Origin of the sequence: Ectothiorhodospira marina (genome assembly GCF_900109495.1) — a bacterium.
GTDB classification, from domain to species: Bacteria; Pseudomonadota; Gammaproteobacteria; order Ectothiorhodospirales; family Ectothiorhodospiraceae; genus Ectothiorhodospira; species Ectothiorhodospira marina.
Window position 1 is genome coordinate 22,847 of sequence record NZ_FOAA01000017.1, and the last position, 21,897, is coordinate 44,743.

General features: G+C 63.2%; 19 protein-coding genes and 1 riboswitch. Of the genes, 5 read left to right on the forward strand and 14 right to left on the reverse strand.

The genetic code is table 11. The features are described from left to right. Position 1 precedes the first annotated feature (1 nt). From cobN to BMY52_RS12885, 3 genes are all read right to left on the reverse strand, one after another. Entirely contained in the window at positions 2-3,793 is a 3,792-nt protein-coding gene (gene cobN / locus BMY52_RS12875; RefSeq protein ID WP_090255056.1) for a cobaltochelatase subunit CobN, read from the reverse strand. Continuing rightward, the gene (gene cobW / locus BMY52_RS12880; protein WP_090255058.1) at positions 3,793-4,875 is read right to left on the reverse strand and encodes a cobalamin biosynthesis protein CobW; all 1,083 of its coding nucleotides are present in this window, start codon (positions 4,873-4,875) and stop codon (positions 3,793-3,795) included. The genes cobN and cobW overlap by 1 nt, the downstream gene beginning before the upstream one ends. Before the next feature lie 122 nt (positions 4,876-4,997). Beyond that, a riboswitch (cobalamin riboswitch) is annotated at positions 4,998-5,239 on the reverse strand. A 142-nt stretch (positions 5,240-5,381) separates the two neighbouring features. Then, the gene (locus tag BMY52_RS12885) at positions 5,382-6,500 is read right to left on the reverse strand and encodes a cobalamin B12-binding domain-containing protein (protein ID WP_245740875.1); all 1,119 of its coding nucleotides are present in this window, start codon (positions 6,498-6,500) and stop codon (positions 5,382-5,384) included. Positions 6,501-6,653: 153 nt separating this feature from the next. Here BMY52_RS12885 and BMY52_RS12890 point away from each other — a divergent pair, with 153 nt between their 5' ends. Next, positions 6,654-8,789: a putative bifunctional diguanylate cyclase/phosphodiesterase gene (locus BMY52_RS12890; protein WP_177169966.1), complete on the forward strand. Its 2,136-nt coding sequence runs from the start codon at positions 6,654-6,656 to the stop codon at positions 8,787-8,789. 163 nt (positions 8,790-8,952) lie between these two features. On the opposite strand, the gene BMY52_RS12895 is transcribed toward BMY52_RS12890, so the two are convergent. Together BMY52_RS12895 and BMY52_RS15955 are read right to left on the reverse strand one after the other, a co-directional pair. Then, positions 8,953-10,479: a cryptochrome/photolyase family protein gene (locus BMY52_RS12895; RefSeq protein WP_090255064.1), complete on the reverse strand. Its 1,527-nt coding sequence runs from the start codon at positions 10,477-10,479 to the stop codon at positions 8,953-8,955. Further along, on the reverse strand, positions 10,476-10,925 hold the full coding sequence (locus BMY52_RS15955) for a DUF2256 domain-containing protein (RefSeq protein ID WP_342707710.1): 450 nt from the start codon (positions 10,923-10,925) through the stop codon (positions 10,476-10,478). Before BMY52_RS15955 ends, BMY52_RS12895 begins: the two co-directional genes overlap by 4 nt. Between BMY52_RS15955 and BMY52_RS12905 the strand changes: the two genes are divergently transcribed. Then, positions 10,843-11,769: a fused MFS transporter/spermidine synthase family protein gene (locus tag BMY52_RS12905; protein ID WP_090255068.1), complete on the forward strand. Its 927-nt coding sequence runs from the start codon at positions 10,843-10,845 to the stop codon at positions 11,767-11,769. The genes BMY52_RS15955 and BMY52_RS12905 overlap by 83 nt on opposite strands. Positions 11,770-11,979: 210 nt before the next feature. Here BMY52_RS12905 and BMY52_RS12910 read toward each other — a convergent pair whose 3' ends face one another. The 8 genes from BMY52_RS12910 to BMY52_RS12935 form a co-directional block, all read right to left on the reverse strand. Next, positions 11,980-12,219 carry a YlcI/YnfO family protein gene (locus tag BMY52_RS12910; protein ID WP_090255070.1) on the reverse strand — a complete coding sequence of 80 codons (240 nt, stop codon included), beginning with the start codon at positions 12,217-12,219 and terminating at the stop codon, positions 11,980-11,982. Then, on the reverse strand, positions 12,216-12,638 hold the full coding sequence (locus BMY52_RS12915; protein ID WP_090255072.1) for a putative toxin-antitoxin system toxin component, PIN family: 423 nt from the start codon (positions 12,636-12,638) through the stop codon (positions 12,216-12,218). Before BMY52_RS12915 ends, BMY52_RS12910 begins: the two co-directional genes overlap by 4 nt. A gap of 110 nt (positions 12,639-12,748) precedes the next feature. Then, positions 12,749-12,904 (reverse strand): FMN-binding protein, encoded by a 156-nt coding sequence (locus BMY52_RS15225; RefSeq protein WP_177169967.1) that lies wholly within the window; start codon positions 12,902-12,904, stop codon positions 12,749-12,751. Between the two features lie 112 nt (positions 12,905-13,016). Next, positions 13,017-13,160, reverse strand: coding sequence for a hypothetical protein (locus tag BMY52_RS15450; protein WP_177169968.1), 144 nt, complete (start codon positions 13,158-13,160; stop codon positions 13,017-13,019). Between the two features lie 271 nt (positions 13,161-13,431). Further along, positions 13,432-13,872 (reverse strand): HAD family hydrolase, encoded by a 441-nt coding sequence (locus BMY52_RS12920; RefSeq protein WP_281244091.1) that lies wholly within the window; start codon positions 13,870-13,872, stop codon positions 13,432-13,434. Positions 13,873-13,921: 49 nt separating this feature from the next. Continuing rightward, positions 13,922-14,131 (reverse strand): hypothetical protein, encoded by a 210-nt coding sequence (locus tag BMY52_RS12925; RefSeq protein WP_090255074.1) that lies wholly within the window; start codon positions 14,129-14,131, stop codon positions 13,922-13,924. Positions 14,132-14,259: 128 nt separating this feature from the next. After that, the gene (locus tag BMY52_RS12930; protein WP_090255076.1) at positions 14,260-14,556 is read right to left on the reverse strand and encodes a heavy-metal-associated domain-containing protein; all 297 of its coding nucleotides are present in this window, start codon (positions 14,554-14,556) and stop codon (positions 14,260-14,262) included. Between the two features lie 241 nt (positions 14,557-14,797). Then, positions 14,798-15,871, reverse strand: coding sequence for a ChuX/HutX family heme-like substrate-binding protein (locus BMY52_RS12935; RefSeq protein WP_177169969.1), 1,074 nt, complete (start codon positions 15,869-15,871; stop codon positions 14,798-14,800). 348 nt (positions 15,872-16,219) lie between these two features. On the opposite strand from BMY52_RS12935, the gene hmuQ reads away from it, so the two are divergent. The 3 genes from hmuQ to BMY52_RS12950 all read left to right on the forward strand — a co-directional run bounded on the left by hmuQ (position 16,220) and on the right by BMY52_RS12950 (position 20,029). After that, entirely contained in the window at positions 16,220-16,540 is a 321-nt protein-coding gene (hmuQ, locus tag BMY52_RS12940; protein WP_090255080.1) for a heme-degrading protein HmuQ, read from the forward strand. A 124-nt stretch (positions 16,541-16,664) separates the two neighbouring features. Next, on the forward strand, positions 16,665-17,723 hold the full coding sequence (locus BMY52_RS12945) for a ChuX/HutX family heme-like substrate-binding protein (RefSeq protein ID WP_025282395.1): 1,059 nt from the start codon (positions 16,665-16,667) through the stop codon (positions 17,721-17,723). A gap of 194 nt (positions 17,724-17,917) precedes the next feature. Then, positions 17,918-20,029 carry a TonB-dependent receptor plug domain-containing protein gene (locus BMY52_RS12950; RefSeq protein WP_090255082.1) on the forward strand — a complete coding sequence of 704 codons (2,112 nt, stop codon included), beginning with the start codon at positions 17,918-17,920 and terminating at the stop codon, positions 20,027-20,029. A gap of 103 nt (positions 20,030-20,132) precedes the next feature. On the opposite strand, the gene BMY52_RS12955 is transcribed toward BMY52_RS12950, so the two are convergent. Next, on the reverse strand, positions 20,133-21,878 hold the full coding sequence (locus BMY52_RS12955) for a P-loop NTPase family protein (protein ID WP_218140436.1): 1,746 nt from the start codon (positions 21,876-21,878) through the stop codon (positions 20,133-20,135). Between the last annotated feature and the right edge of the window lie 19 nt (positions 21,879-21,897).

Here is a 21,897-nt window from a genome sequence, read left to right on the forward strand (position 1 = left end):
ATCAGCCTTCCAGGTGTTCTTCGGTCTGCAGCAGGTGGTGTTCCAGCTGCTGGCGATAGTTGCCAGGGTGCTCCCACAGGCCTCGCTGCATGGCCTCCAGCAGGCGTTCGCACATCTCGTGCAGGGCGGCCGGGTTGTGGGCCTGTATGAAGCCGCGGGTGTCGGGGTCGTTGATGTAGGCATCGGTGACGCGGGCGTACTGATCATCCCGCACCACCCGGGCCGTGGCATCATAGGCGAACAGATATTCCACGGTGGCGGCCATCTCCGACGCCCCCTTGTAACCGTGTCGCTTGACCCCCTCAATCCACTTGGGGTTGGTGACCCGGGAGCGGATCACCCGGCTGATCTCCCACTCCAGGGTGTGCATGCGCGGGGCCTGGGGATGGCTGTGATCGCCATGGTAGATCTCGGGTTGACGACCACTGAAGTGGCGCACCGCCGCCGTCATGCCTCCCTGAAACTGGTAATAGTCGTCCGAATCCAGCAGGTCATGTTCCCGGTTATCCTGATTCTGTACCACCAGATCGATCCCCGACAATCGCCGGGTAAGCACCTGGGGCACGCGGGTGCCGTGGTCCTGCTGGCCGTAGGCATAGGCCCCCCAGTTGAGATAGGCCTGGGCCAGGTCCGCATCCTCCTGCCAGTGGCGGAAATCGATCAGCCCCTGCATGCCGGCGCCGTAGGCCCCGGGCTGGGCTCCAAAGACCCGGAATCCCGCCTGCCGACGGGCTGTGTCAGCCTCCATGCCCTGAGCGACCAGTGCCGCGGCCTCCCGGTGGATGCGGGCGCGGATCGGGTTCATGTCTTCCGGCTCATCCTGCGCTGCCACCGCCTGCACGGCGGCGTCGAACAGCCGCATCACATGGGCAAAGGCATCCCGGAAAAAACCCGAGACTCGCAAGGTAACATCGATGCGGGGGCGGTCCAGCACCGACAGGGGCAGGATCTCGAAGTCGGTCACCCGATGACTGCCGGCGGACCAGCGCGGTCGCACACCGATCAGGGCAAAGGCCTGGGCCAGGTCATCACCCCCGGTGCGCATGGTGGCCGTGCCCCAGACGGACAGGCCAATGGCACGGGGATAGTCCCCATGCTCCTGCATGTACTTCTCCACCAACAGCGCCGCTGATTTCATCCCCAGGGTCCAGCTGGTAGCGGTGGGGATGGCGCGGGCATCCACCGAGAAGAAGTTGCGCCCGGTGGGCAGCACATCCGGACGCCCCCGGGAGGGCGCACCGCTGGGCCCGGGCGGCACGAAGCATCCTTCAAGCCCGTCACACAGCCCCCCTAGCTCCCGCTGGCCGCAGGCGCGCAGATCCGGTCGCAGGCGCGTGTGGATGCGGTCCAGCACCGGGCGGGTTTGGTGCCAGGCGGCCTGCGCATCCGGCAGGCCGTTTTCCAGGATGGACTGCGCCAGGGTTTCCAGCCGTTCGCGGGTATCGCCGTGATGACGCCAGGGTTCGTCGGTCACGGCGGTTTGCAGCATGTGGGGCCGGGGGCCTGTCCAGGGATCGGCCCAGGTGGCATCCAGGGGATCGAATCCCGCGCCCAGATCCAGGTCACGGGCCAGGGCCCGGATCAGGCTGTCGTTGCCGTCGCGCCCGTCACCCATGGGGTAGCGAGCCAGGGCCAGCAGGGTGTCGCGCTCCTGGCGCCCCTCGGGAGATTCTCCGAAGATGTGCAGACCATCGCGGATCTGGCTTTCCTTGAGCTCACACAGATAGGCGTCGGTGCGGTTGAGCAGCAATTGCTCTTCCTCCTCGGTCGCCGGCGTCTCCAGCCCCAGATCCCGATGCAGGTCCTGGGCGACGATGCTGTCCAGGATGTTTTTACGGAGCACCCCGGCGCGGCGGCGATCCAGCATCAGGGCCTCGTAGTATTCGTCCACCTGGCGCTCAAGATCGCGGGTCGGCCCGTAGTTCTCGGCCCGCGTCAGCGGCGGCATCAGGTGATCAATGATCACCGCCTGGGCACGGCGCTTGGCCTGGGTGCCCTCCCCCGGGTCGTTGACGATGAAGGGATACAGATGCGGCATGGGGCCGAAGATCAGGTCCGGCCAGCAGGTTTCACTCAGGGCGACGCTCTTGCCCGGCAACCACTCCAGGTTACCGTGCTTGCCCACGTGGATGATGGCATCACAGCCAAACTGCAGACGTAGCCAGGCGTAGAAGGCCAGGTAGTAATGCGGGGGCACCAGATCCGGATCGTGATAATTGGCCATCATGTCCAGGTGATAACCGCGGGCGGGCTGGATGCCCACGAACACACCACCACAACGCAACCCGGCGATCATGAATCGTTGCTGGCGCACCATGGGGTCCTGCTCCGGCTCGCCCCAGCGTGCCAGTACCGCCTCGCGACTGGACTCAGGCAACGCATCGAAATACCGCTGGTAGTCGGCCATGGACAGGCTTTGCCAGGCGGGACGCTGGGCCAACTGCTGGGGGTCGTTGGTCACGCCTTCGCAGAGTCGGCGCATCAGGGCATCGCCGTCATCGGGGATAGCGTCCACGGCGTAGCCCTCCCCCTTCAGGCGCCGCAGGATACCGATGACGGATGCCGGGGTATCCAGCCCCACGCCGTTACCCAGGCGACCCTCCCGGGTGGGATAGTTGGCCAGGATCAGCGCCAGGCGCTTGTCTCCATTGGGGGTGGTGCGCAGCCGGCACCAGCGCTCGGCCAGGGTGGCCACGAACGCGATCCGCTCGGCATGGGGCTGATAGTGCACCACATCGGTCTGGGTGTGCGGGCAGCGTCGTTCGAGCCCCTTGAAGCTCACCGCCCGCGAAATCACATGGCCATCCATCTCCGGCAGGGCCACCTGCATGGCGATGTCCCGGGGTTGCAACCCATGCACATCCTGCTGCCAGTTGTCCTCGTTGCCCCCCGAGAGGATCACCTGCAGCACGGGCCGATCATCTGCCAGGGCCTGCTCGCCATCCATACCCTGGGCCCGGGAGAAGGCGGTGGCATTCATGATCAGCGCCACGCCCTGTTCCCGGCACAGGCGACGCACCATCTCCAGGCAGAGCGGGTCCTTCAGGGAGACCAGGGCCATGGGCAAGGGGTTGAGACCCCGGCTCAGCAGGGCCTGACAGAGGGCATCGAACACGGCGGTGTTGCCCGCCTGCAGGTGCGAGCGATAAAACAGGACGGCCACCACCGGCGCCCCCGCCTGCCAGCGGGCCTGCCAGGCCGCCACCGTGCCCACATCCTGTTCAGGGTGATAGACACCGATGTGGGGCAGCGGCCGGGGCGGCGGGGGCTCAAGGGGCAGATCAAAAAAGGTGGCGCCCAGATAATCGTAAAAGGCACGGATGTTGGCAGGCCCGCCCTCGCGCAGATAGCGCCACAGGGTACGGCAAACATCTGGCTCCACTGTGCTCTTCATGAGCAGGTTGCCATCCTCGGTGTTGTCCCCGGAAAACATCACCAGCGGGATACCCTGGCGTCGGCACAAGGCCCACACCTGCTCCGTGCCATAGGGCCAGTAGGACTCTCCGCCCAGATGATCAATGATGATCACCCGGGCCTTTTGCAGCACCTCGTCCAGGTACAGGTCCACCGAAGCCGGTTGCCCCAGATGCAGCAGATTGGCCAGACGGACCGAAGGGTACCCGGCCTCCTCCCCGGATGAGCGCGACCGGGCCTGCGGGCATTGGGCCGCCAGCAGGGCCAGGGTGGTGTCCGCGGCACTGAGGATGACGATATCGGCAGGCGCCTGATCCAGACGCGTGATCACCGAGTCGTCGTCAACGAACCCGCCGGGTTGTGCCGCCAGCAGGTGCATCAGGCAGTCGCTGTCAGGGCTGCTGGTTGCAGGGCCTGCTCCAGGGCATCGGCCGACAAATCCTGGCCGATCACCACCAGACGGGTGCTGCGTTCTTCCTCTGTTCTCCAGGGCCGGTCAAAGTAGCTGTCGAAACGACTCCCCACCCCGTGAACCACAAGACGCATGCGCTTCTCGGGCAAGGCCGCGAAACCCTTCACGCGGAAGATGCGGTGATCACGCACCAGTTGCTGCAGTTGTTCCAGCAGCCTGTCGCGGTCCACCTGCGGCAGCGTGATCACCAGGGAGTCGAACTGGTCGTGGTCATGATCGTGGTGATCATCACCCTCGCCATGGGCGTGGTCATGATGCCCAGCGCGCAGGTGGATATGCTCTTCGGAGGCACTGCCCAGGCCCATCATGAGCAGGGGATCCACCCTTCCATGGTCACTGGAGAGGACTTTCACCTGGGGCGGGATCTCGGCGCGCACCAGTTTTGTGACCTGTTCCACCGCCGCCGCGTCCACCCGATCGGTCTTGCTCAGCACCACCAGATCCGCCGCGGACAACTGATCTTCAAAGAGCTCATGAAGGGGGGAGTCGTGGTCCAGATTCGGGTCGGAGCGGCGCTGCCGATCCACCGCCTCGGGGTTGGCGGCGAACTGCCCCTGGGCCGTGGCCGGCACATCCACCACGGTGACCACCGCATCCACGGTGCAACCGGTCTTGATCTCCGGCCAGTTGAAGGCCTGTACCAGGGGCTTGGGCAGGGCCAGGCCGGAGGTCTCGATGAGGATGTGATCGATCTCGTCCCGCCGTTCCATCAGGGCCTTCATCACCGGATAAAAGGCCTCCTGGACGGTACAGCACAGACAGCCATTGGCCAGCTCGTAGAGGGTGCCGACATCTTCCCCCGTCTCGTCGCAGCCAATGCCGCAGCCCTTGAGGATCTCGCCGTCCATGCCCAGTTCGCCAAACTCGTTGACGATCACGGCAATGCGCCGCCCCTGGGCATTCTCCAGGAGGTGGCGCAGCAGGGTGGTCTTGCCACTGCCCAGAAAGCCCGTGACGATGGTGGCAGGGATTTTTGATCTTGATGTCATGAAAGCACTCGCTCGCGCGCCGCCCGCGCATCGATGGGATGGATACACCACAGGGGCGGCACGTGCCACGGAGGAGAGGGGCAAAGAGCGGTCCGGCTCCACCCGGCACGCCGCACCCCGCGGCACCTGGTCTTCAACAGGCCGGTCTCCGGGCTTGTGGTGGATTGTCGTCGTGGGGATCTGCCTTCCCATGAGATCCGCCCCTGGGGACGGGGTCTCACAGTGGCCTGAGGGGTCCACGTTCACCACTTACCGTTGCGGGGGCAGCGCCGGAGTGATCGTCTGAGCGATGTCACCGGCTTCCCGTTTCAACCCGATGGATGGGCCGTCGAGGCCCCGGGTCACCTGCTGAAGTCTGAAGATAACCGTATAAAGTTAACAGGCATCCGCCGCGGGCTCAAATTGAGGGCACACGAGAGAAATACTCCATGCGCGGCACCCGTTCTCTGAACGCCTGGGCCAGGTCATCCCGCTCCCGCAGAATTGGCGTGGCTCATCAGGATGATTCAAGACCGGTGCTCAGCACCCCATACCTGGACATCGCCCACCAATTTCAGGGCATCACGGGCGTTGGCGGCCCAGAGATCCGCACCGATGACCATGGCCAGTGAAGGCACCCTGTTGATCAGGTTACCACCCACCAGGATCAGGGGTTGCAGCCCCACCTGGTGTTGGCGAATCTCCTCAATCAATTCACGCACGGCCCAGAGATGACGAGGCAACGAGACCGTGAGCCCCACAAGATGGGGGTCGAATCGGCGAACTTGCCCCAACAGGGAGTTTCGAGGCACATCCGCTCCCAGAAACTGCACGGACCAGCCCGACATCTCAAACGCATCTGCAATCATCCGCAAACCAATGACATGCCGATTGCCGGGAGGGGCCGCAAACAATGACCGCATCCCGTTCGAGGTGGATGAGGGGCGGCTGAGCAGCAGTTGAGCCATCACATCCTGTGCGATGGAGCTGGCCAGATGCTCCTCGGCTACCGTGAGGCGATTGGCATGCCACTCCTTGCCAACCTCATACAGAGCCGGTTGCAACAACTCATGCTCAGCCTCGATCAGGGTATCGCCCCTGTCCATCGCCTCTTCCAGGAGTGCTGTGGCGGTGCGGCGGTCGCCAGCAATCAGTGCCTGCATGACCTGATCGGCGACCGGATCCACGGTCACTTTGGGTGCTTCAACAACACCCGAGGTATTGGCATTCTCCAGAACACGAGCAGCATGGGCGAAAAGTTCGCTCATCCTCGCCCGATTGTCCGCGCAAAGATAGCGCGACAGGCAACCCTCCATTTCCTGTAAGGCATGAAAGACAACGCCAGTCGACAAACCTCGCCGGAGCAGGAGGGACGATAGCCACTGCAGGCAGTCTTCCAGGGGTTCATGGATGCCAAAAACCAGTGCCGGACGGATAAACTCCAGTAAAAAGGTCAACTCTTCACGGCATCGGTCTGATCCGAACGCCCCGCCGTCGGCGTAGAATTCAGGAAACCGAGCCGTGATACGATGGCTGGAGAAGCGAATGAGTTCCTCTCGATGGTGTTCGAACTGCTGTACGCCCTCCGCATCCAACCTGAACCGGTGGTTCTGATGGGTGAAATCAACGGTCGGACTGGGTATCACCCTGGACAAGAGAACCTCGCTTGAAAAACAAACCCAAGTTTTCGGGGCACTGACGCAAGATGATAGCCCATTCCGTTCAGTTTCTGAGCCTGCAATCACCGTCTCCGAGAGCCGCCCATCTCAACCCTTGGACACGAGCGGGGAATGACAGGCATGGACGTGCCTGACCATTACCTGAAACAGGAACTCTACGAACTCATCCGCAAGGATGCTCGGAGCTTTGATTTTCTTCAGAAAGCCACGCTGGACGGCATCTGGTTCTGGGATATTGAACGCCCGGATCATGAATGGATGAGCGATGGCTTCTGGACCATGCTGGGGCAGGATCCAGCCACCAAACAGCCGCTGGCCCGGGAGTGGCAATCCCTGGTAGACCCGGAAGATCTGAAGGTCGTCCATCAAGCGCTTGAAGAGCATTTTGCCAACCCCGAACACCCCTTTGATCAGATTATCCGCTACACGCACCGCGATGGCTCGACGCTCTGGATTCGCTGTCGGGGCATGGCCATTCGGGATGATCAAGGGCGACCGGTGAGAATGCTGGGAGCACACACGGACCTGACACCCGTCAAACGTGCCCAGGCTGAACTGGAATCCCGAACGCGCGATCTGGCCCGTATAGCCAGGGCGATGGATAACGCTCAGGAAGGCATCATCATCACCGACTCGCAAGCCAGCATCCTATCCGTGAACCGGGCGTTCACGCAGATTACCGGTTATACCGCCACGGAGGTCCTCGGGCACAACCCTCGCCTGCTCCAGTCGGGCCGACATACACCGGATTTCTACCAGGCCATGTGGCGAGACATCATTCACGCCGGTACCTGGCAGGGAGAAATCTGGAATCGACGCAGAAATGGCGAAGAGTATCCCCAGTGGACCACCATCAGCCAGGTACCCGGGGAGGATGGTCAAATGGACTATGTGGCTGTCCTCAGTGACCTGACCGACAAAAGGCGTACCGAGGAGCGTATCGCCTTTCTCGCCCATTACGATCCATTGACGGGACTGGCCAACCGCCATCTACTGATGGAACACCTGAACCGCTCACTGGCTCACTGCCAGCGAGAGGGACTCCACCTGGCAGTGATCACCCTGGACCTGGATGATTTCATTCAGGTCAACGAACGTGTTGGCCACGAAGCAGGGGATCGAATCCTGCGCAAGGTGGCGGAGCAGTTGAAATCCTGCCTTCGCAAGGGCGACATGGTCGCCCGCCTCGGTGGAGACGAGTTCGTTGTCGTGGCTCAACTACAGCCCGGGATTGACCAGATCCGATGCCTCACGCAAAAAATGCAATCCAGCCTGCCCCAGACGCTGGATGATGAACTCCAGCGTCTGGGCCTGACGGCCAGCATGGGGGTTGTGCTCTCCAGCCAGGGAGACGATGCAGACACCATGCTACGACACTCCCATCAGGCCATGTGTGCAGCCAAACAGACAGGCAGAGGGACCTTCTCCGTATTTGATGTTTCGCAGACTCAGGCAGCTCAAGCACTTCGTGATGAACGTCAGCGCATCCTGCGAGGCATTGAGCAGGAAGAGTTCGCATTGTTCTACCAACCCAAGGTGGATCTCAAAAGCGGCTGGGTCAGGGGTGCCGAAGCCCTTATCCGATGGTACCACCCGGACAGGGGACTCCTGCCCCCTGACGCCTTCCTGCCGCAGACCGCCGGGACGGACCTGGAATTCCAGCTGGGTGACTGGGTGCTGGCCGAGGCTTTGCGTCAGATGGATACCTGGCGGGGCCTGGGAAAGAGCATCCCCGTCAGCATCAACGTATCGGCGACGCATCTGCTGCAGCCTGGATTCGCCCGGCGTCTGGAGGAAAAGCTTCAGGAGTATCCTCGCCTGGCTCCGGGTGACCTGGAAATTGAAATCCTGGAAAGCGCCGCCGTGGAGGACTGGCAACGCGCGGCACAGGCCATGCGTGACTGCCGCAACCTGGGCGTGCGATTTGCTCTGGATGACTTCGGGACCGGCTATTCATCGCTGGTGCATCTGCGGCGCCTGGCCCTGGACACGTTGAAGCTCGATAAGAGCTTTGTCGGCACCATGCTGCAAAATCCTGAAGATTTCAGCATTGTGGAGAGCGTGGTCAGCCTCGCCATCTCGTTCCAGTTGGAAGCGATAGCCGAAGGGGTGGAAACGGAGAACCAGGCGCGTGTCCTGATGAAAATGGGATGCCCGATCGTACAGGGGTTTGGCATTGCCAAGCCCATGGAGGCCAGCCGGATCATTGCCTGGGCACAAGATTGGGAGCAGTCTGGCCTGTGGAAGGGGCTGTAAGCGGAGCGCAAGGGGTGCCGCGCTCACCGGCGCCAACCTCTAGCGGGTCCGCCGCGAACAGACGATCAAAGCAGTCCTCAGTGATCGCCAAAGTCGACAAGGCCCGCGTCAGCACGAGCAGATCCTCGCCGTGGTCATCCCGCATTGCATAGCCACTCAGCGCTCATAACGTGTCCAGCCACTCAAGCAAGTAACGGGCATGGGTCAGCGTGGCATCGCGCTCGGACTCGTCCATGCGCTGCCAGGCGCGGTAGGGCATGGCCATGCGCGGGTTCGCGGCAAAGTCTGCCTCGTGGCGGAGCATGAAATCCCAGTAGAGCGCATTGAATGGGCAGGCATCGGGGCCATGGCGGCGGGTCGCCGCGTACCGGCAGCCCTTGCAGTAGTCGGATTGGCGCTTGATGTAGCTGGCAGAGGCGGCATAGGGTTTGCTCGCCACCAGGCCGCCGTCGGCGTACTGGCTCATGCCGCGGGTATTGGGCATCTCCACCCATTCGAAGGCATCGATGTAGATCCCCAGATACCAGGCATCCACCGCGTCCGGGTCACACCCCGCGAGCAACGCGAAGTTGCCGGTGATCATCAGCCGCTGGATGTGGTGTGCATAGGCCAGGCGCAGGGACTGCCCAATGGCATGACGCAGACAGACCATGTCGGTCTCGCCGGTCCAGTACCAGCGGGGCAAGGGCCGGCGGGCATCCAGGGCGTTGGTCTGCGCATAGTCCGGCATGCGCCCCCAGTAGACGCCCCGCACGTATTCGCGCCAACCGAGGATCTGGCGCACAAATCCCTCGCAGGCAGCGATATCCACCGCGCCTGCCTCAAAGGCCTCCAGCGCCGCATCGATCACCTCCCGTGGATGCAGCATCTTGGTATTGAGGGCGAAAGAAAGCCCCGAATGGAACAGCAACGGCTCCCGGGTACTCATCGCATCCTGAAAACGACCAAAATGCGGCAAGGCCTGTTTGATGAACACCTGCAACCCCGCGCGCGCCTGGGATCGGGTCAACGGCCAGCCCAGCGCATCGGCACCAGGCTCCCCCAGGGTGCGCACTCCGGCGGCAACGATCTCCTGCCAAAGTGCCGAGACATCCGTGGGTGTCCATGGCCAGTCCGGGGCAGGAGGTTCCCCCGGCCAGCGGGCCCGGTTGTCGGCGTCGAAGTTCCAGCGCCCACCCACCGGCTTCTGGTGGTCATCCAGCAATATGCCATGGCAGCGGCGCATGTCACGATAGAAATACTCCAGGCGTGGCACCCGCTCGCTGAAGACCTGGGCCAGTGCACCCCGCTCGGAAAGAAAATGCGCCGCATCCACCACCGTGGTGGGCAGACCGAGCCGGGCTGAGGCCTCATCAAGCAGCCGTTCCACGCGCCATTCATCGGCCTCCATGCGCTCGAACCGGGTCGCCTGGTAATGTGCAGCCAGCCACTGGAGATTGGCGGCGAAGCCTTGCCGATTCCCGGGGTCGCCAATACGCAGGTAGTGAACACGGTGGCCGGCAGCCTGCAGGGCCTCGGCGAAGCGGCGCATGGCCGCGAAGATGGCCAGCACCTTCTGCGCGTGATGGACCACGTAGTCGGTCTCGCTGCGGATCTCCATCATCACCACAACGCAACCGTCTTCCGGTTGGCGAAACCAGGGGTGCGATGCGTTGAGTTGATCACCGAGCACCAGACGCAAGGTGGTCATGCCGGCCCCCTGCCCGCACCGACCGATCCCCGTTGCCGACGACAGCGCTCGGAACAATAGCGCACCTCATCCCAGACGCGGACCCACTTGCGCCGCCAGGCAAACGGGCGGCCGCAGACCACACAGATCTTCGTGGGCAGGTTGGGTTTGGCGTGGCTCATTCGATGCCCCTGATTCGATCCGAAGGACAGGCCCTGGCAAGACGCCCGCACCGCATTCGGCTGGGGCTCACGCAAGGTCGGGCGGTCATCTGCAGTGTACGCGGGTGGCGGATGTGAACCAATGAAACCTGTCCACTTCAACTCGAGCAGGTTATCTAATACCATAAGAGATTGATTATCATTAACTGGCCCGGAATTCCCCATGGTGTCGACACCGCTTCGCTGGGCCATCGCCGCGGTGTTCTTTGCCGGGCTGGCCGTGGGCGGCTGGCCCTGGGGACGCATGGCGCCTCGGGTGAGATCGGCCCTGGCCACCTTCGGTGCCCTGGAGGTGGCCGTTGCCCTGACCGCCCTGGGCCATTTCTTCCTCACCGACCTATACCACAGCCTGTACCCGGCGCTCTACGCCCTGGCCGGAGACCATCCAGTGGCCGACCAAGCCCTCAAGGCGGGTCTGGCTGCGGTGATCCTGTTCCCGCCTGCCTTCCTGATGGGGGGCACCCTGCCCATGATGGGGCAGTTCATGGTCCGCGTGGTGGGACGACTGTCCACCACCGGCACGGCCCTGTATTCCCTCAACACCTTCAGTTCCGCCGTGGGTGCCCTGGCGGCCGGCTTTGCCGCCGCGCATGGTGGGGTTGATCGCCTTTGCCTCGGGTCTGGCCACCCTGGGCGTGGAGGTGCTCTGGACAAGACTGTTTGCCCAGGTCCTGCAGAATTCCGTTTACACCTACGCCATCGTGCTGGTGTCTTTCCTGGTCGCCCTGTCCCTTGGATCACTGATGGCCAACGCCTTGGCCCGCATCCAGCGTCTGCCCCCCACGGTGTGCTTGGCGTGCTGTTGCTCCTGTCGGCCGTCGTGATTGCGGCCTCGCCCTGGGCCTTTCATGCCGCCACCGACGGGCTCAACTACGTGGGGGCCGGGGCTGGCTGGCGGGAATACCTGTCCGCCGTGTCGGCCACGGCGATGGTGCTCCCTGGCATCCTGCTGGGCGCGGTCCTGCCCTATCTGTTACGGGCAGTGGAGGCATCCCGCCCGGAACCGGGCCAGATCATCGGGCAACTGCGGGAAGGCAGCCATGCCACGGCCACGAGGAACTGGCGGGGAGACATCTGGACGCCTTCCTGAGCCTCACACCCTTTGAGGCCGCGCCCTCGCCCACGCCCGAGGAAACGGGCTCACGCTGGGAAGAATGATCAGCGATCAAGGGAGCTGACGGGTGGTGCCGAACCCGAGGGCCGGGCCACCACCCGCCCCTGCTCAGTAGCTGTATACGCCGCGGTTCAGGGCATCCCGTATGGCCAAACGATCGTGGAGGAACGAACGCGCTTTCCGGGTTTAAACGCGTTCGTCGCCGGGCAGAGGCGGCGCGTCTGGAGTCCGGTCAAGCACGGCCAGGAAGTCTGCGCGTTGGCCTTGAGCGGCTTCTGCGCGCAGGTAGTCCAGAGTCATCACGCTGGCCATTTTTTCGGCAGCCGCGCTGGCAATGAACTGGTTGACGGACACGCCGTCGCGAGCGGCGAGTTCCTTGATTCGCGCATGTACGGAGTCGGGCAGGCGGATGGTCAGGGCGGTCATGGGAGTGTCTCCAGATGCTTAAGGAAATGGCTGGGCCTGATGGCTTCTACGCCCAGTTCCTGCGAACGCCGGAAGTCTTTGATGTTATGCGTGACGATGAAACAACTGCGGGAGGCGACCGCGCATTCGAGCACCATGTCATCGTTGGGATCGCGCAAAAAGGGGCGCCAGAGATAGTGGACATCCTGCAGGCGAGACAGCGAAGCCAGATAGCGCAGAAAACCCAGCATCTGAGCATCGCTGATGCCTGGGGGGCGATGTTCCGGTCGGGTCAGCACGGACTGCCACTCCATATAGAGTGCCACGGAGAGCGCCGGGGTAAAATGCGGCGAAGGCAGATGGCGCAACAATTGGTGGCTGGCGCCCTGCTGCGAACGCATGGCCGCAACGAGTACAGAGGTGTCGAGCACGACATTCATGGTTACGCCAGCATAACCACTTCAGCGCAATCCGCAAGCGCAGCCCTTTCCCTCACTCTGGGAAGGCAGGTGGTGCCGAACCCGGGGACAGGGGCACCACCCGCCCCTGCTCAGTAGCTGTACACGCCGCGGTTCAGGGCATCCCGTATGGCTGAAATCACCTTGGACGAACGGATGGTGGCCGACGTGAAACCGTCCACTTCCGCGTTTTCCGTCACCACCTCCCCGGGTGAGTACAACTCCGGGATGACCTCACTGGTCCGCACTCCCCAGGGGCAATCCCTCCTCGGCCAGCCGGTAATTCGTATCCCCATAGGCCAGTTGGCGGAAGCTGGCGGCGGTCACACGGTTGTTTTCCAGGGTGAGTTGCACCCCCACCTATATCTGGTCACGGTCGAAGAAACCACCCCGGTAGGTGCCATCTTCATAAACCGGTGCCGGCTCCCCCGTTTCCGGGCCCCAGCAGCCCGCCAGCATGAACGGCAGCGCAATGATCACGGGCCAACGACATCTCAATGACATGAATTTGCTCCCTTTTGCTGTGAAACAAGCAAGTCTCAGCGACAAACACTCCCTTCTCCCCCTCGGGGAGAAGGGCCGGGGATGAGGGGGTAAGGGCGGCACTGTGCCAGCCCTCGCCCCTCACACCAACCCGTCTCCCCGCAGGGGCGAGGGGCTTGGATCGTATCGTTCATCATTGGGTGTGCCTCACCCGGCGTGATGCATGAGAGTGAGTAATAATCATTCAATAAAACAAACACAAAAAGGCACATCTCGGTGATTCCTGGCAAGCTCAGGCTGCCCGAGCGGCCTGCCCCCGCGGCAAGCCGGCGCCGGCCAGGGCACGCAACAGAATGCCGATGGTGCTGCCATTGTGCAGCGCCGAGGCCGCCACCGGATTGAGCAACCCGAAGGCGGCCGCGGAGAGAATGCCCGTATTCAACCCCACGGTAAGCTTGAAATTGCTGTCCACCAGCCCACGCGTGGCCAGGGCCAGGGCCTTGGCATCGGCCACCCGGGCGATATCATCCTCCAGCAGCGTGATGTCCGCCGCCAGGCGCGCCACATCCGCCCCATGATGCATGGCCATGCCCACATGGGCCCCCGACAGGGCCGGGGCATCGTTGATGCCATCGCCCACAAAGGCGATGCGGGCACCCTCTTCCGCCAGGTTCTTCAGGGCCAGCGCCTTATCCTCGGGCATGAGCCCCGCCCGGTAGTCATCCAGCCCCACCCGCGGATGGCGTGCACGGGTTCAACGCCGCTGAACCAGATTTCGTTCATCAGTCGTCCCCGTGACGCTCGGCGTCCAGTTCTGCCTTGATGTCGGCCATCTGCTCCTTGAGTTCTTCAACGCCGCCAGCCACGCCCGAATAGAGGTCGACTCCGGCCTTCATCAGCTTGCGACGGGTCTCCTCGTCACTGAGCACCCAGGCGGCTCCGGCACCGAAGGCCAGACAAGGCAGCCAGGTAGCCCCCCACCACCAGGCCACGAACGAAAGGATTGCCGTCGCGGGGGGGGGGTGGCAAGGGGCCTGGCATGGGCGGCGGCAGGCGCCTCAAGCGTCGATTGCCCGGCTTCAAGAGGCGCGCCCGTCAGGCTTTTCAGCATCGGCATCGATCACGGAATCGCCATCGGCCACCTTGGCGGCTTCGGCACGCGCGAGCCGCCGACGCGCACGGGCGGAATGGTCTCCGGGTCATAGTCCACCACGCAGGAACGGGCCAGCAGGTTGATACGCACATCGCGCACCCCGGGCAGTGATGCCAGCAGAACCTGAAGTATTTCGATCAAGGCCCCGGACGGGGACTTCTGGAGCTGAGGGTCGCGGACAAGTTTCAGTCGCACGCGCCCACGCACGTGATGGGCGATCCGCACATCGTCGAGCACGGCACGCACGTCATCAAGCTGAATCATGGCGCACCTGCCAACAGGCACGGTGGCCACTCAGGAGCGCTTGCGCGCAGAGGGGAAGGTCCAGGCATCAAGGTCACGCACCCATTACTCCGGGATTGCGTCACTTGGCTGGCGGCGGCTGGCTGGAGTGACGTACGGTTGATTCGGGCAGATCGCTCAGGATCCGTACCCCGTCATCATGACATGGCGTGCCTTGAACGCCAAGCCGGGTGCTTCATCAGTTCGCGCAAGCCCCGGGTTCTCAGTCGGTTCGATCGCCTTCCAAAGAGCCCAGCAGATGCCGCCATCGTGCATCCTCGACACCCCCCGTGGACCGATGGCCAAAGATCTGCATCAACAGGCTGCCATCGAAACCATACCACTCCAGGGAATGCACCGGGCCACGATGCGTTGGGCGACGGACCACCCACACCTCGGCGAGCCCGGCACGGCGCAGATCCAGACTGAACCGGGGATTCCTGATCCGCCACCAATCGTCGGCCTCGCGGAAGCTCCCCACATAGCCGTGATGGATCTGCACGGCACCAACGCTGGCCACATGCACTTCCACCGACAAGGCCTCATCCCGGATGTATTCCAGCAGGGTGCATCCGGACTCCACCCCCACGGAGAAGGCTCGGCCCGGACCCGCCAACCGCAGGGCGTTGAGCCGCGTCATGCCGAAATGCACCAGCAGGTCCGAAAAGTCACCCGGTTCACCCATGGCATCCCAGCGAACCCTGAGATCCACGATGTCCACCAGGGGAATGCGTCGGGCGGGCGACTGCACGACAGGCGCACAGGACAGGAATTCCGGCGTCAGCCGCGGCCCGCGAAAACGCGTCACCAGCGCGGCGAAAACCCCCTGACTGGATTCGGAAGTGAGCTCCACGCCATGAACCTGACTGCCGTCGGCATCAAAGAAATACACCCCGCGTTCCGCCATCGGGTTATCCCGCGCAACCACGGCCAGGGCGTGATGCCAGCGGCCGAGCATCAGTCGCAGGTCCATGCCACTGCCGACCAGCCAACCCATGTCTTCGCGGACGTGCGCATGGCCAAGGCTGCCCACGCTCTGATGGATGACATGGGCGTTACGGGTCACGGCCCGCACAGTGCCCAGGGATTCCAGGGCCGGGAGTAGTTCATCCCAGTTCGGCCTGAGGCGCACCAGGCCATCACCCAGTTCTCGCATGAGCAGGCGGGCATCCGACAGGCCGGTGCGACTGGCCAGGTCATGACGGGTCCTGCGCTCGGCTCGGGCAGCAGGCTCCGGGTCGGCTTGAGTCCGAGCCATCGGTGCGGGCTCGGCGGACGATGAAGAGAGTACACGCATGAGAACCTCCTGACGGTCGATGGATGACGACCGGCACATTGGAAGCAGATGTGACGCACTCTGGCTGGCTGATCGATGACGTCGACGGCGGGCTGAGTGGAGGATGGCGGATCCACGGATCGGACCCGATAGGAAATAAAGTTAATGCATTACATTCTCATTTGCAACCCGACAACCGATCACCAGAAAGCCTCTTGTACTCATACCCCCTTGAAAAAAATGGATGCGGGTCGCCGAAAAGAAAACAGACCCCTTGGCGAGAATCGTAATGAGTACTATTCTTGATAAGAAGCACTGCCGGCAAGCCAACGCCGGCCATCCCCAGCCATCCTTTCGGGAGACACCGCCATGATGATTGCCATGAACCGCTTCAAGGTACGCCCCGGTCACGAAACAGAATTCGAAGAGATCTGGGAGGGACGCGAGAGCCGTTTGAAAGGGGTTCCCGGGTTCATCGAGTTCAAGGTGTTGCGGGGCGCATCATTCGACGACCACACCTTGTATTCCACCCACACCCTCTGGACCAGCCTGGGGGATTTCGAGGCCTGGACCCAGTCTGATGCGTTTCGCGAGGCCCATCGGTCGGCCGGCAGTCGTTCCCATATCTACCTCACCGGGCCCCATCTGGAATGCTTTGAGGTACTCCAGTCCATGGCCGCGGACACCTGATCACCGGGACGGCCTTTCCCTTTGAACCGATGCATCCGTTCGTCGGAAACACCACGATGGGACTATGCCTTTTTAATGCGAATGATTATTATTAATCACGCATATTCACCCTTCGGAGGTTCCCATGCACGCAGCAGAGTTTCTGCCCCAGCGCCACGCCCGGCTTTCCACCTTCCATTCGCCCCAGGCCCGCCCCTACCTGGACAGCCGCCATATGGGCCTGACCGAATCCCAGCAACTCGAGCTGGCCTGCGGCCGAAGGGTGCATCGGCTGCGCCAGGACTGGCTTAATCTTGTCCATCACCTGCGCAAGCATCCCTGGCTTCGCTGCACCACATCGGCGCCTGGCGTTGAGCTGGATCAGCCGCTGAATGCGGATCAGGCCAGCACCAGGGAAAATACACTGTTCCTGCGCGGCTATCGCCAATCCCTGGCGCTCAATCTCGATCACTGGCGCAGCGGCTTCGTGATGGACGGGGAAACCTCCGGGCAATCGGTCCCCCAATCCATGCGCTTCTTCAACGAATTCGGTGAGCGGATATTCACCTTCCAGGCCGCATCGCCGCGGGGGCTCGACCCCACCCTGATCCAGCCCTTCATGGATCCTCATCAGGGACGCCAGAAGACCCATGTCCCCACCCCACCCCATTGGCATGCAGACCCCAAAAGCCACCCACTGGACCGGCTGGATCGGGAATCCCTGCGGATCTGGTGGCAACTGCCCACGGACTTTCCCGCAGAGTGCATACCAGGCCTGCCCGAATTATCGCGAACGCAAATGCTGGAAACCCTGGGCCGTGAGTTCGCCCTGCGTACCGGCGTGAACGCCCTGCATCTGCTGGCCGAGTCGCTCAACGAACAGACACACCTACCGCTGCGCGTATCGGTATCCAACGGGGCCGTCACCCAACGCCACGCCAGCGACCACATCGAGGCCAACGTCCGCGCCAATGTCCTGGAGATGGAGCAGGGGCCGGCCCGGGCACGGCTGGAACTGCAATCGGTGGAGACCGTCTGGGTCGTTCGCAAACCCGGCTACCGGGGTTTTACCCTGGCCATCGAGTGTCACGACCGTCACGGCAGACTGCTGATGAGCATCGATGATCAGGCCACCTCAGCCCACCCCTGGAACGACTGGCCCAGCCTCCTCCGGACCATGCAGCCGGCCATCACCGCCTGGTAGATCCCGCCTCTGCCTGAACCCCGCCCTCGGGGCGGGGCACGCCTCCCATCCGCTCAGGCGGACGAGTTTTCCGCCGTCAGCGCTGAATGCAGATCAGTATTTTCGAACATTCTCACCTCCATAAAGTTATGATATAACTTATCTTTACTCAAGAGATCATCACCCTACACGTCACGAGGCAAGGAGGTTTCCCCATGCGCCCAGTACCCATGCTCGCCCTGCTCTCCACACTGCCGGGCCTGGCTCTGGCCGATGTACCCGCCGTGGTGCTGGAGGAAGTCACCGTCACCTCGGCCACCCGTACGGATCGCGCACGGGACGCGAGCCCGGTGGCCATGGAGGTGGTCACGGAGCAGGAGATCCGCAAGCAGGGGGCGGTCACCCTGCGGGATGTCCTCCTCAATACACCGGGGGTGTTCATCAATCCGGGTCGGGGCGACATTTCCATCCGCGGCGCCGGCGCCAAGGGCACCCTGCTACTGGTGGACGGGCGGCGCCTGGCGGGGGAAGCCGGCATGGGGTTCGAGTTGGACCGCATTCCGGCGGGCAGCATCGAGCGCATCGAGGTGGTCAAGGGCCCCATGGGGGTACTCTACGGCTCCGATGCGCTGGGCGGCATCATCAACATCATCACCAAACAGCCGCAGGATGGCCTGGAGGGGATGGTCAGCACCAGCGTGGGTGCCACGGCCTCGGGGGATGCCAAGCGCTACGAGGTGCAGGGAGACATCCGGGGTCGACGGGGCGATACCGGCTTCAGCGCCTGGTTCAATGCCAGCCGGCAAGGGGAATACTCCGAAACCGGCACGGCCCGGGTGATGGTCCCTCGCGGGGGTGGACAACCGGGGGCGGCACCCCCTTCCGAGTCCAGCTTTCCATTCCTGCGCAACAACCTGGCGGACACCTATCGGGTGGACGTGAGCTACCGGGAACCCACCGATCTGCTCAGCGTGGGTGGTCGGCTCACCCAGCGTCTGCATGAGCGCCTGGAGCTGGGGATGGATGTGAGCTACCTGCGCGAGACGCGGGATGCCCGCTTCGTGGGCAACATGCATCCCTCAAATTACACCCTGCCCAACGGGCAGACCGCCCCGGTGCGCAATGCTCCGGTGGAAAACGATTGGGAGAACGACCGTCTGGATGTGGCCCTGCGGGGACGACTGGAACCCACCGACACCCTGCAACTGGACTGGCGCAGCCACCGCTCACGGTATGACAAGGACGAGACCATCACGTCGCCCATCTGGAATGACCTGGGGTACACGTCGCAGGGGGCGTCGGCCTCCGTGTCGGGCACCGGCGAGGTCACCGTGCATGGTCATGAACTGACCGGCACCTGGCGGCCCGCCGAGGCCCATACGGTGCTGGCCGGCGCGGAATACCGCGACGAAAAACGCTCCGCCCCCTTCTTCAATCGGGACAACATCCAGGAGAGCCGGGATTACTGGTTCCGCTCCCTGTTTGCTCAGCACGAGTGGCGTCTTTCACCTCATGCCGAGATCATTTATGGCCTTCGCCATGATGACCCCTCCCAGTCGAAATCAGCCAACAGCGGCAGCATGGGGCTGCAGTACGTCATCCATCCCCAGGCACGCCTGCGCATCAACTACGCCGAGGGCTTCCGCATTGCCGACCTGCCGGAAACCTTCCTGAACCGCGAGACGCCCCGCGGTCGACTCGCCGGCGCCTCCGTGACCGATCCGGCCCTTGGCAAGGAGGCCTTCGAACTGGATCCGGAGCGCAGCGAGAACATCGAAGTGGGCATCAGTGGCCAGGGACAAGGCTGGCGTTATGACATTGCCGTGTTCCAGAGCACCATCGACGACCGCATCGAACGCACGGTGGAGGCCCCGCGGGGCATCACCTATACCACCTTCCGCAATATCAGCGAGGCCCGCATTCGCGGCCTGGAACTGGGCACAAGCTACCGCTTCTCACCGGCATGGACAGTGAGTGCTTCTGCCGGCCTGCTGGACACCGAAAATCGAGAGGCGGGGGAGAAACTGGAGTTCGAGCCCGATCTTCAGGCCCGGATCGAGGTGGACTGGCGCCCCGCGGCAGCCTGGGAGTTGAACCTGGCGGTGCGCCACACGGGCACCCAGCGCTATACCGATACACCAGGCGAGCCCCTGGCCCGGGTGGACCCGTACACCCTGACGGATCTGCGCGTGAGCTACATGCCTCCGGCCCTGGGACCGGTGGATATCTTCGGTGGGGTGGAGAACCTCTTCGATACACGGGTGGACACGGCAGTGGGCAGCGACCCAGGCCCCTTTGGCTACGTGGGAGTGCGGTATTTCTATTGATCACCGCCAAGGATGGACGGCTGTGCCGACGGGCGCCAGTTCCGTACCTTCGATCCTCTGCCCGCTCCCACAGAGGAAGGTTCCATGGGGCATCACTGCCCCCTCAAGCGCCCCACACCCGGATGCAACGCTCTTCCATTGTCCGCTCCGTCTCCCAGATCCGCTCTTCCCAGGTCACCTCGGGATCGCGATTGAAGATCACCAGGTGGGCCTCGTCAGCACCCACCTGGCTGGCATAGGCGACCGTCTGGACCAGCCCCTGGCTGATGACGCCTTCCAGGGCGCCACGCTGTAGCTTGAGCTCGATGACAATGCGCTGCATCGGCCCATGAAAACCCCTGGCCGGGTCCGTCGGCCATTCAATGAACAGATCCGTGCGCTTGCGGCCCAGGCCATATTCCCGTCTGATGCGGCCACCGCCATTGACGATCCGCTGCAAAAAGGCCTGCATCAGCAACTGCGGGCCCGCCTCCTTGTAGTCAAAGCGCTCCAGCCAGGCATCGGCCTGTTCACGGAAGAACTGCTGGAAGGCACGCAGCAACTTCGGAATGTCCAGGTGCCCCTTTGAGGTGACGTACCACTCCTGCTCCTGGTTGGGGATGCGGGTCTGCATGATCCAGGTCAGATCCCTCGGGATCACCTCCCGATAGATCCGATTGCTGATGCGTACCTGGGGCCGGGTCTCGATCAGCCCCAGATCCTCCACGTACTGCTGATCGTCGGGACTGATGCCCTGCAGATCCTCGTCCTGACCCGACAGCAGGGCACGCATCACCCCCTGCACACGCGGTTCGCGCAGCTTGTCAGTGAGCTGGTCCAGATGCGTGGCCCGGGACTGGATCAGCGCCTCCCGGGCGGCCCGGTAGTCCTCCAGGGACAAGGGACGAGTCCGGTCGCGGGCCGGTTTGAAGCGCCAGGTGAGTTCATAGCCCAGGGCATTCACCAGCCAGGGCTGGCCGTGGGTGTCTTCCCATAGCTCCTGGAAGATGGTCGGATCAAAGGCCTGACCCGTCTCGTCGGTGTGCTGCTGCCACAGGGCCTGGCACTCTTCTTCGGTGAAGTTGCCCATGCGCAGCGACTCGGCCTTGATGTTGAAGGCACTGCCGCCAGTGATCACCTGAGCCCCTTCCTGGTGCAGGCGGTAATCCCGTACATCGCGCACACCACACAGCACGATGCTCTGGGGGAAGGCATCCGGTCGCTGCGGATAGCCGGCACGGATCTGGCGCAGCAGCGAGATCAGGGTGTCGCCCACCAAGGCGTCCACTTCGTCCAGGAACAGTACCGTGGGGCGATCGCATCCAAGCGACCATGTTTCCAGCAAATGCGTCAGCAGATCCTGGGCGTTGTTGTCCTGATGCTCCCTCAGCCAGCGACTCGGAGCGTCGTTGCCCAGATAGTGGTTGATGGATCGGGCAATGGCGCTGCAGGCTGCCTGGATGCCGAGCGTCGAGTCGCCACGCGCCGCCTGGGCGCCCTCGATATTGGCATAGGCACAGGCATAACGACCCTGAGCATTGATCACCTGCATCATCGCCAGCAGCGTGGTGGTCTTGCCCGTCTGGCGCGGGGCATGGAGCACGAAATACCGCTTCTGCTCGATCAGCGCCTGCAGATCCTCCCAGTCGATGCGACTCAAGGGGTCAATGGCATAGTGATCGGCAGGGACCGTGGGTCCGGCATTGTTGAAGAAGCGAGGCATGACCGCAGTATAGGACGGAATCTCTCTGGTAAACCAATACCTGCGTACAAAAGACAGGGACAGGCCTGTGGGAGAAAACGCTGCAGCAGGGCTGATGCAGGAGCGGGCCTGCCCACGAAGACGTTCGGCACCGCGCTTCAGCTCCATGCGCTCCGCCTTTCGCCGC

Coding starts and splice junctions, on each gene's coding strand:
- BMY52_RS12895 (WP_090255064.1), bottom strand. CDS start 10,479: ATGACCACCTTGCGTCTGGTGCTCGGTGATCAACTCAACGCATCGCAC.
- BMY52_RS12910 (WP_090255070.1), bottom strand. CDS start 12,219: ATGACCGCCCTGACCATCCGCCTGCCCGACTCCGTACATGCGCGAATC.
- BMY52_RS12930 (WP_090255076.1), bottom strand. CDS start 14,556: ATGATTCAGCTTGATGACGTGCGTGCCGTGCTCGACGATGTGCGGATC.
- BMY52_RS12935 (WP_177169969.1), bottom strand. CDS start 15,871: ATGCGTGTACTCTCTTCATCGTCCGCCGAGCCCGCACCGATGGCTCGG.
- BMY52_RS12955 (WP_218140436.1), bottom strand. CDS start 21,878: ATGGAGCTGAAGCGCGGTGCCGAACGTCTTCGTGGGCAGGCCCGCTCC.
- BMY52_RS15955 (WP_342707710.1), bottom strand. CDS start 10,925: ATGCGTCCCCAGGGCCAGCCGCCCACGGCCAGCCCGGCAAAGAACACC.
- BMY52_RS12905 (WP_090255068.1), top strand. CDS start 10,843: ATGGTGTCGACACCGCTTCGCTGGGCCATCGCCGCGGTGTTCTTTGCC.
- BMY52_RS15450 (WP_177169968.1), bottom strand. CDS start 13,160: ATGTCATTGAGATGTCGTTGGCCCGTGATCATTGCGCTGCCGTTCATG.
- hmuQ (WP_090255080.1), top strand. CDS start 16,220: ATGATGATTGCCATGAACCGCTTCAAGGTACGCCCCGGTCACGAAACA.
- cobN (WP_090255056.1), bottom strand. CDS start 3,793: ATGCACCTGCTGGCGGCACAACCCGGCGGGTTCGTTGACGACGACTCG.
- BMY52_RS12945 (WP_025282395.1), top strand. CDS start 16,665: ATGCACGCAGCAGAGTTTCTGCCCCAGCGCCACGCCCGGCTTTCCACC.
- cobW (WP_090255058.1), bottom strand. CDS start 4,875: ATGACATCAAGATCAAAAATCCCTGCCACCATCGTCACGGGCTTTCTG.
- BMY52_RS12890 (WP_177169966.1), top strand. CDS start 6,654: ATGGACGTGCCTGACCATTACCTGAAACAGGAACTCTACGAACTCATC.
- BMY52_RS12915 (WP_090255072.1), bottom strand. CDS start 12,638: ATGAATGTCGTGCTCGACACCTCTGTACTCGTTGCGGCCATGCGTTCG.
- BMY52_RS12950 (WP_090255082.1), top strand. CDS start 17,918: ATGCGCCCAGTACCCATGCTCGCCCTGCTCTCCACACTGCCGGGCCTG.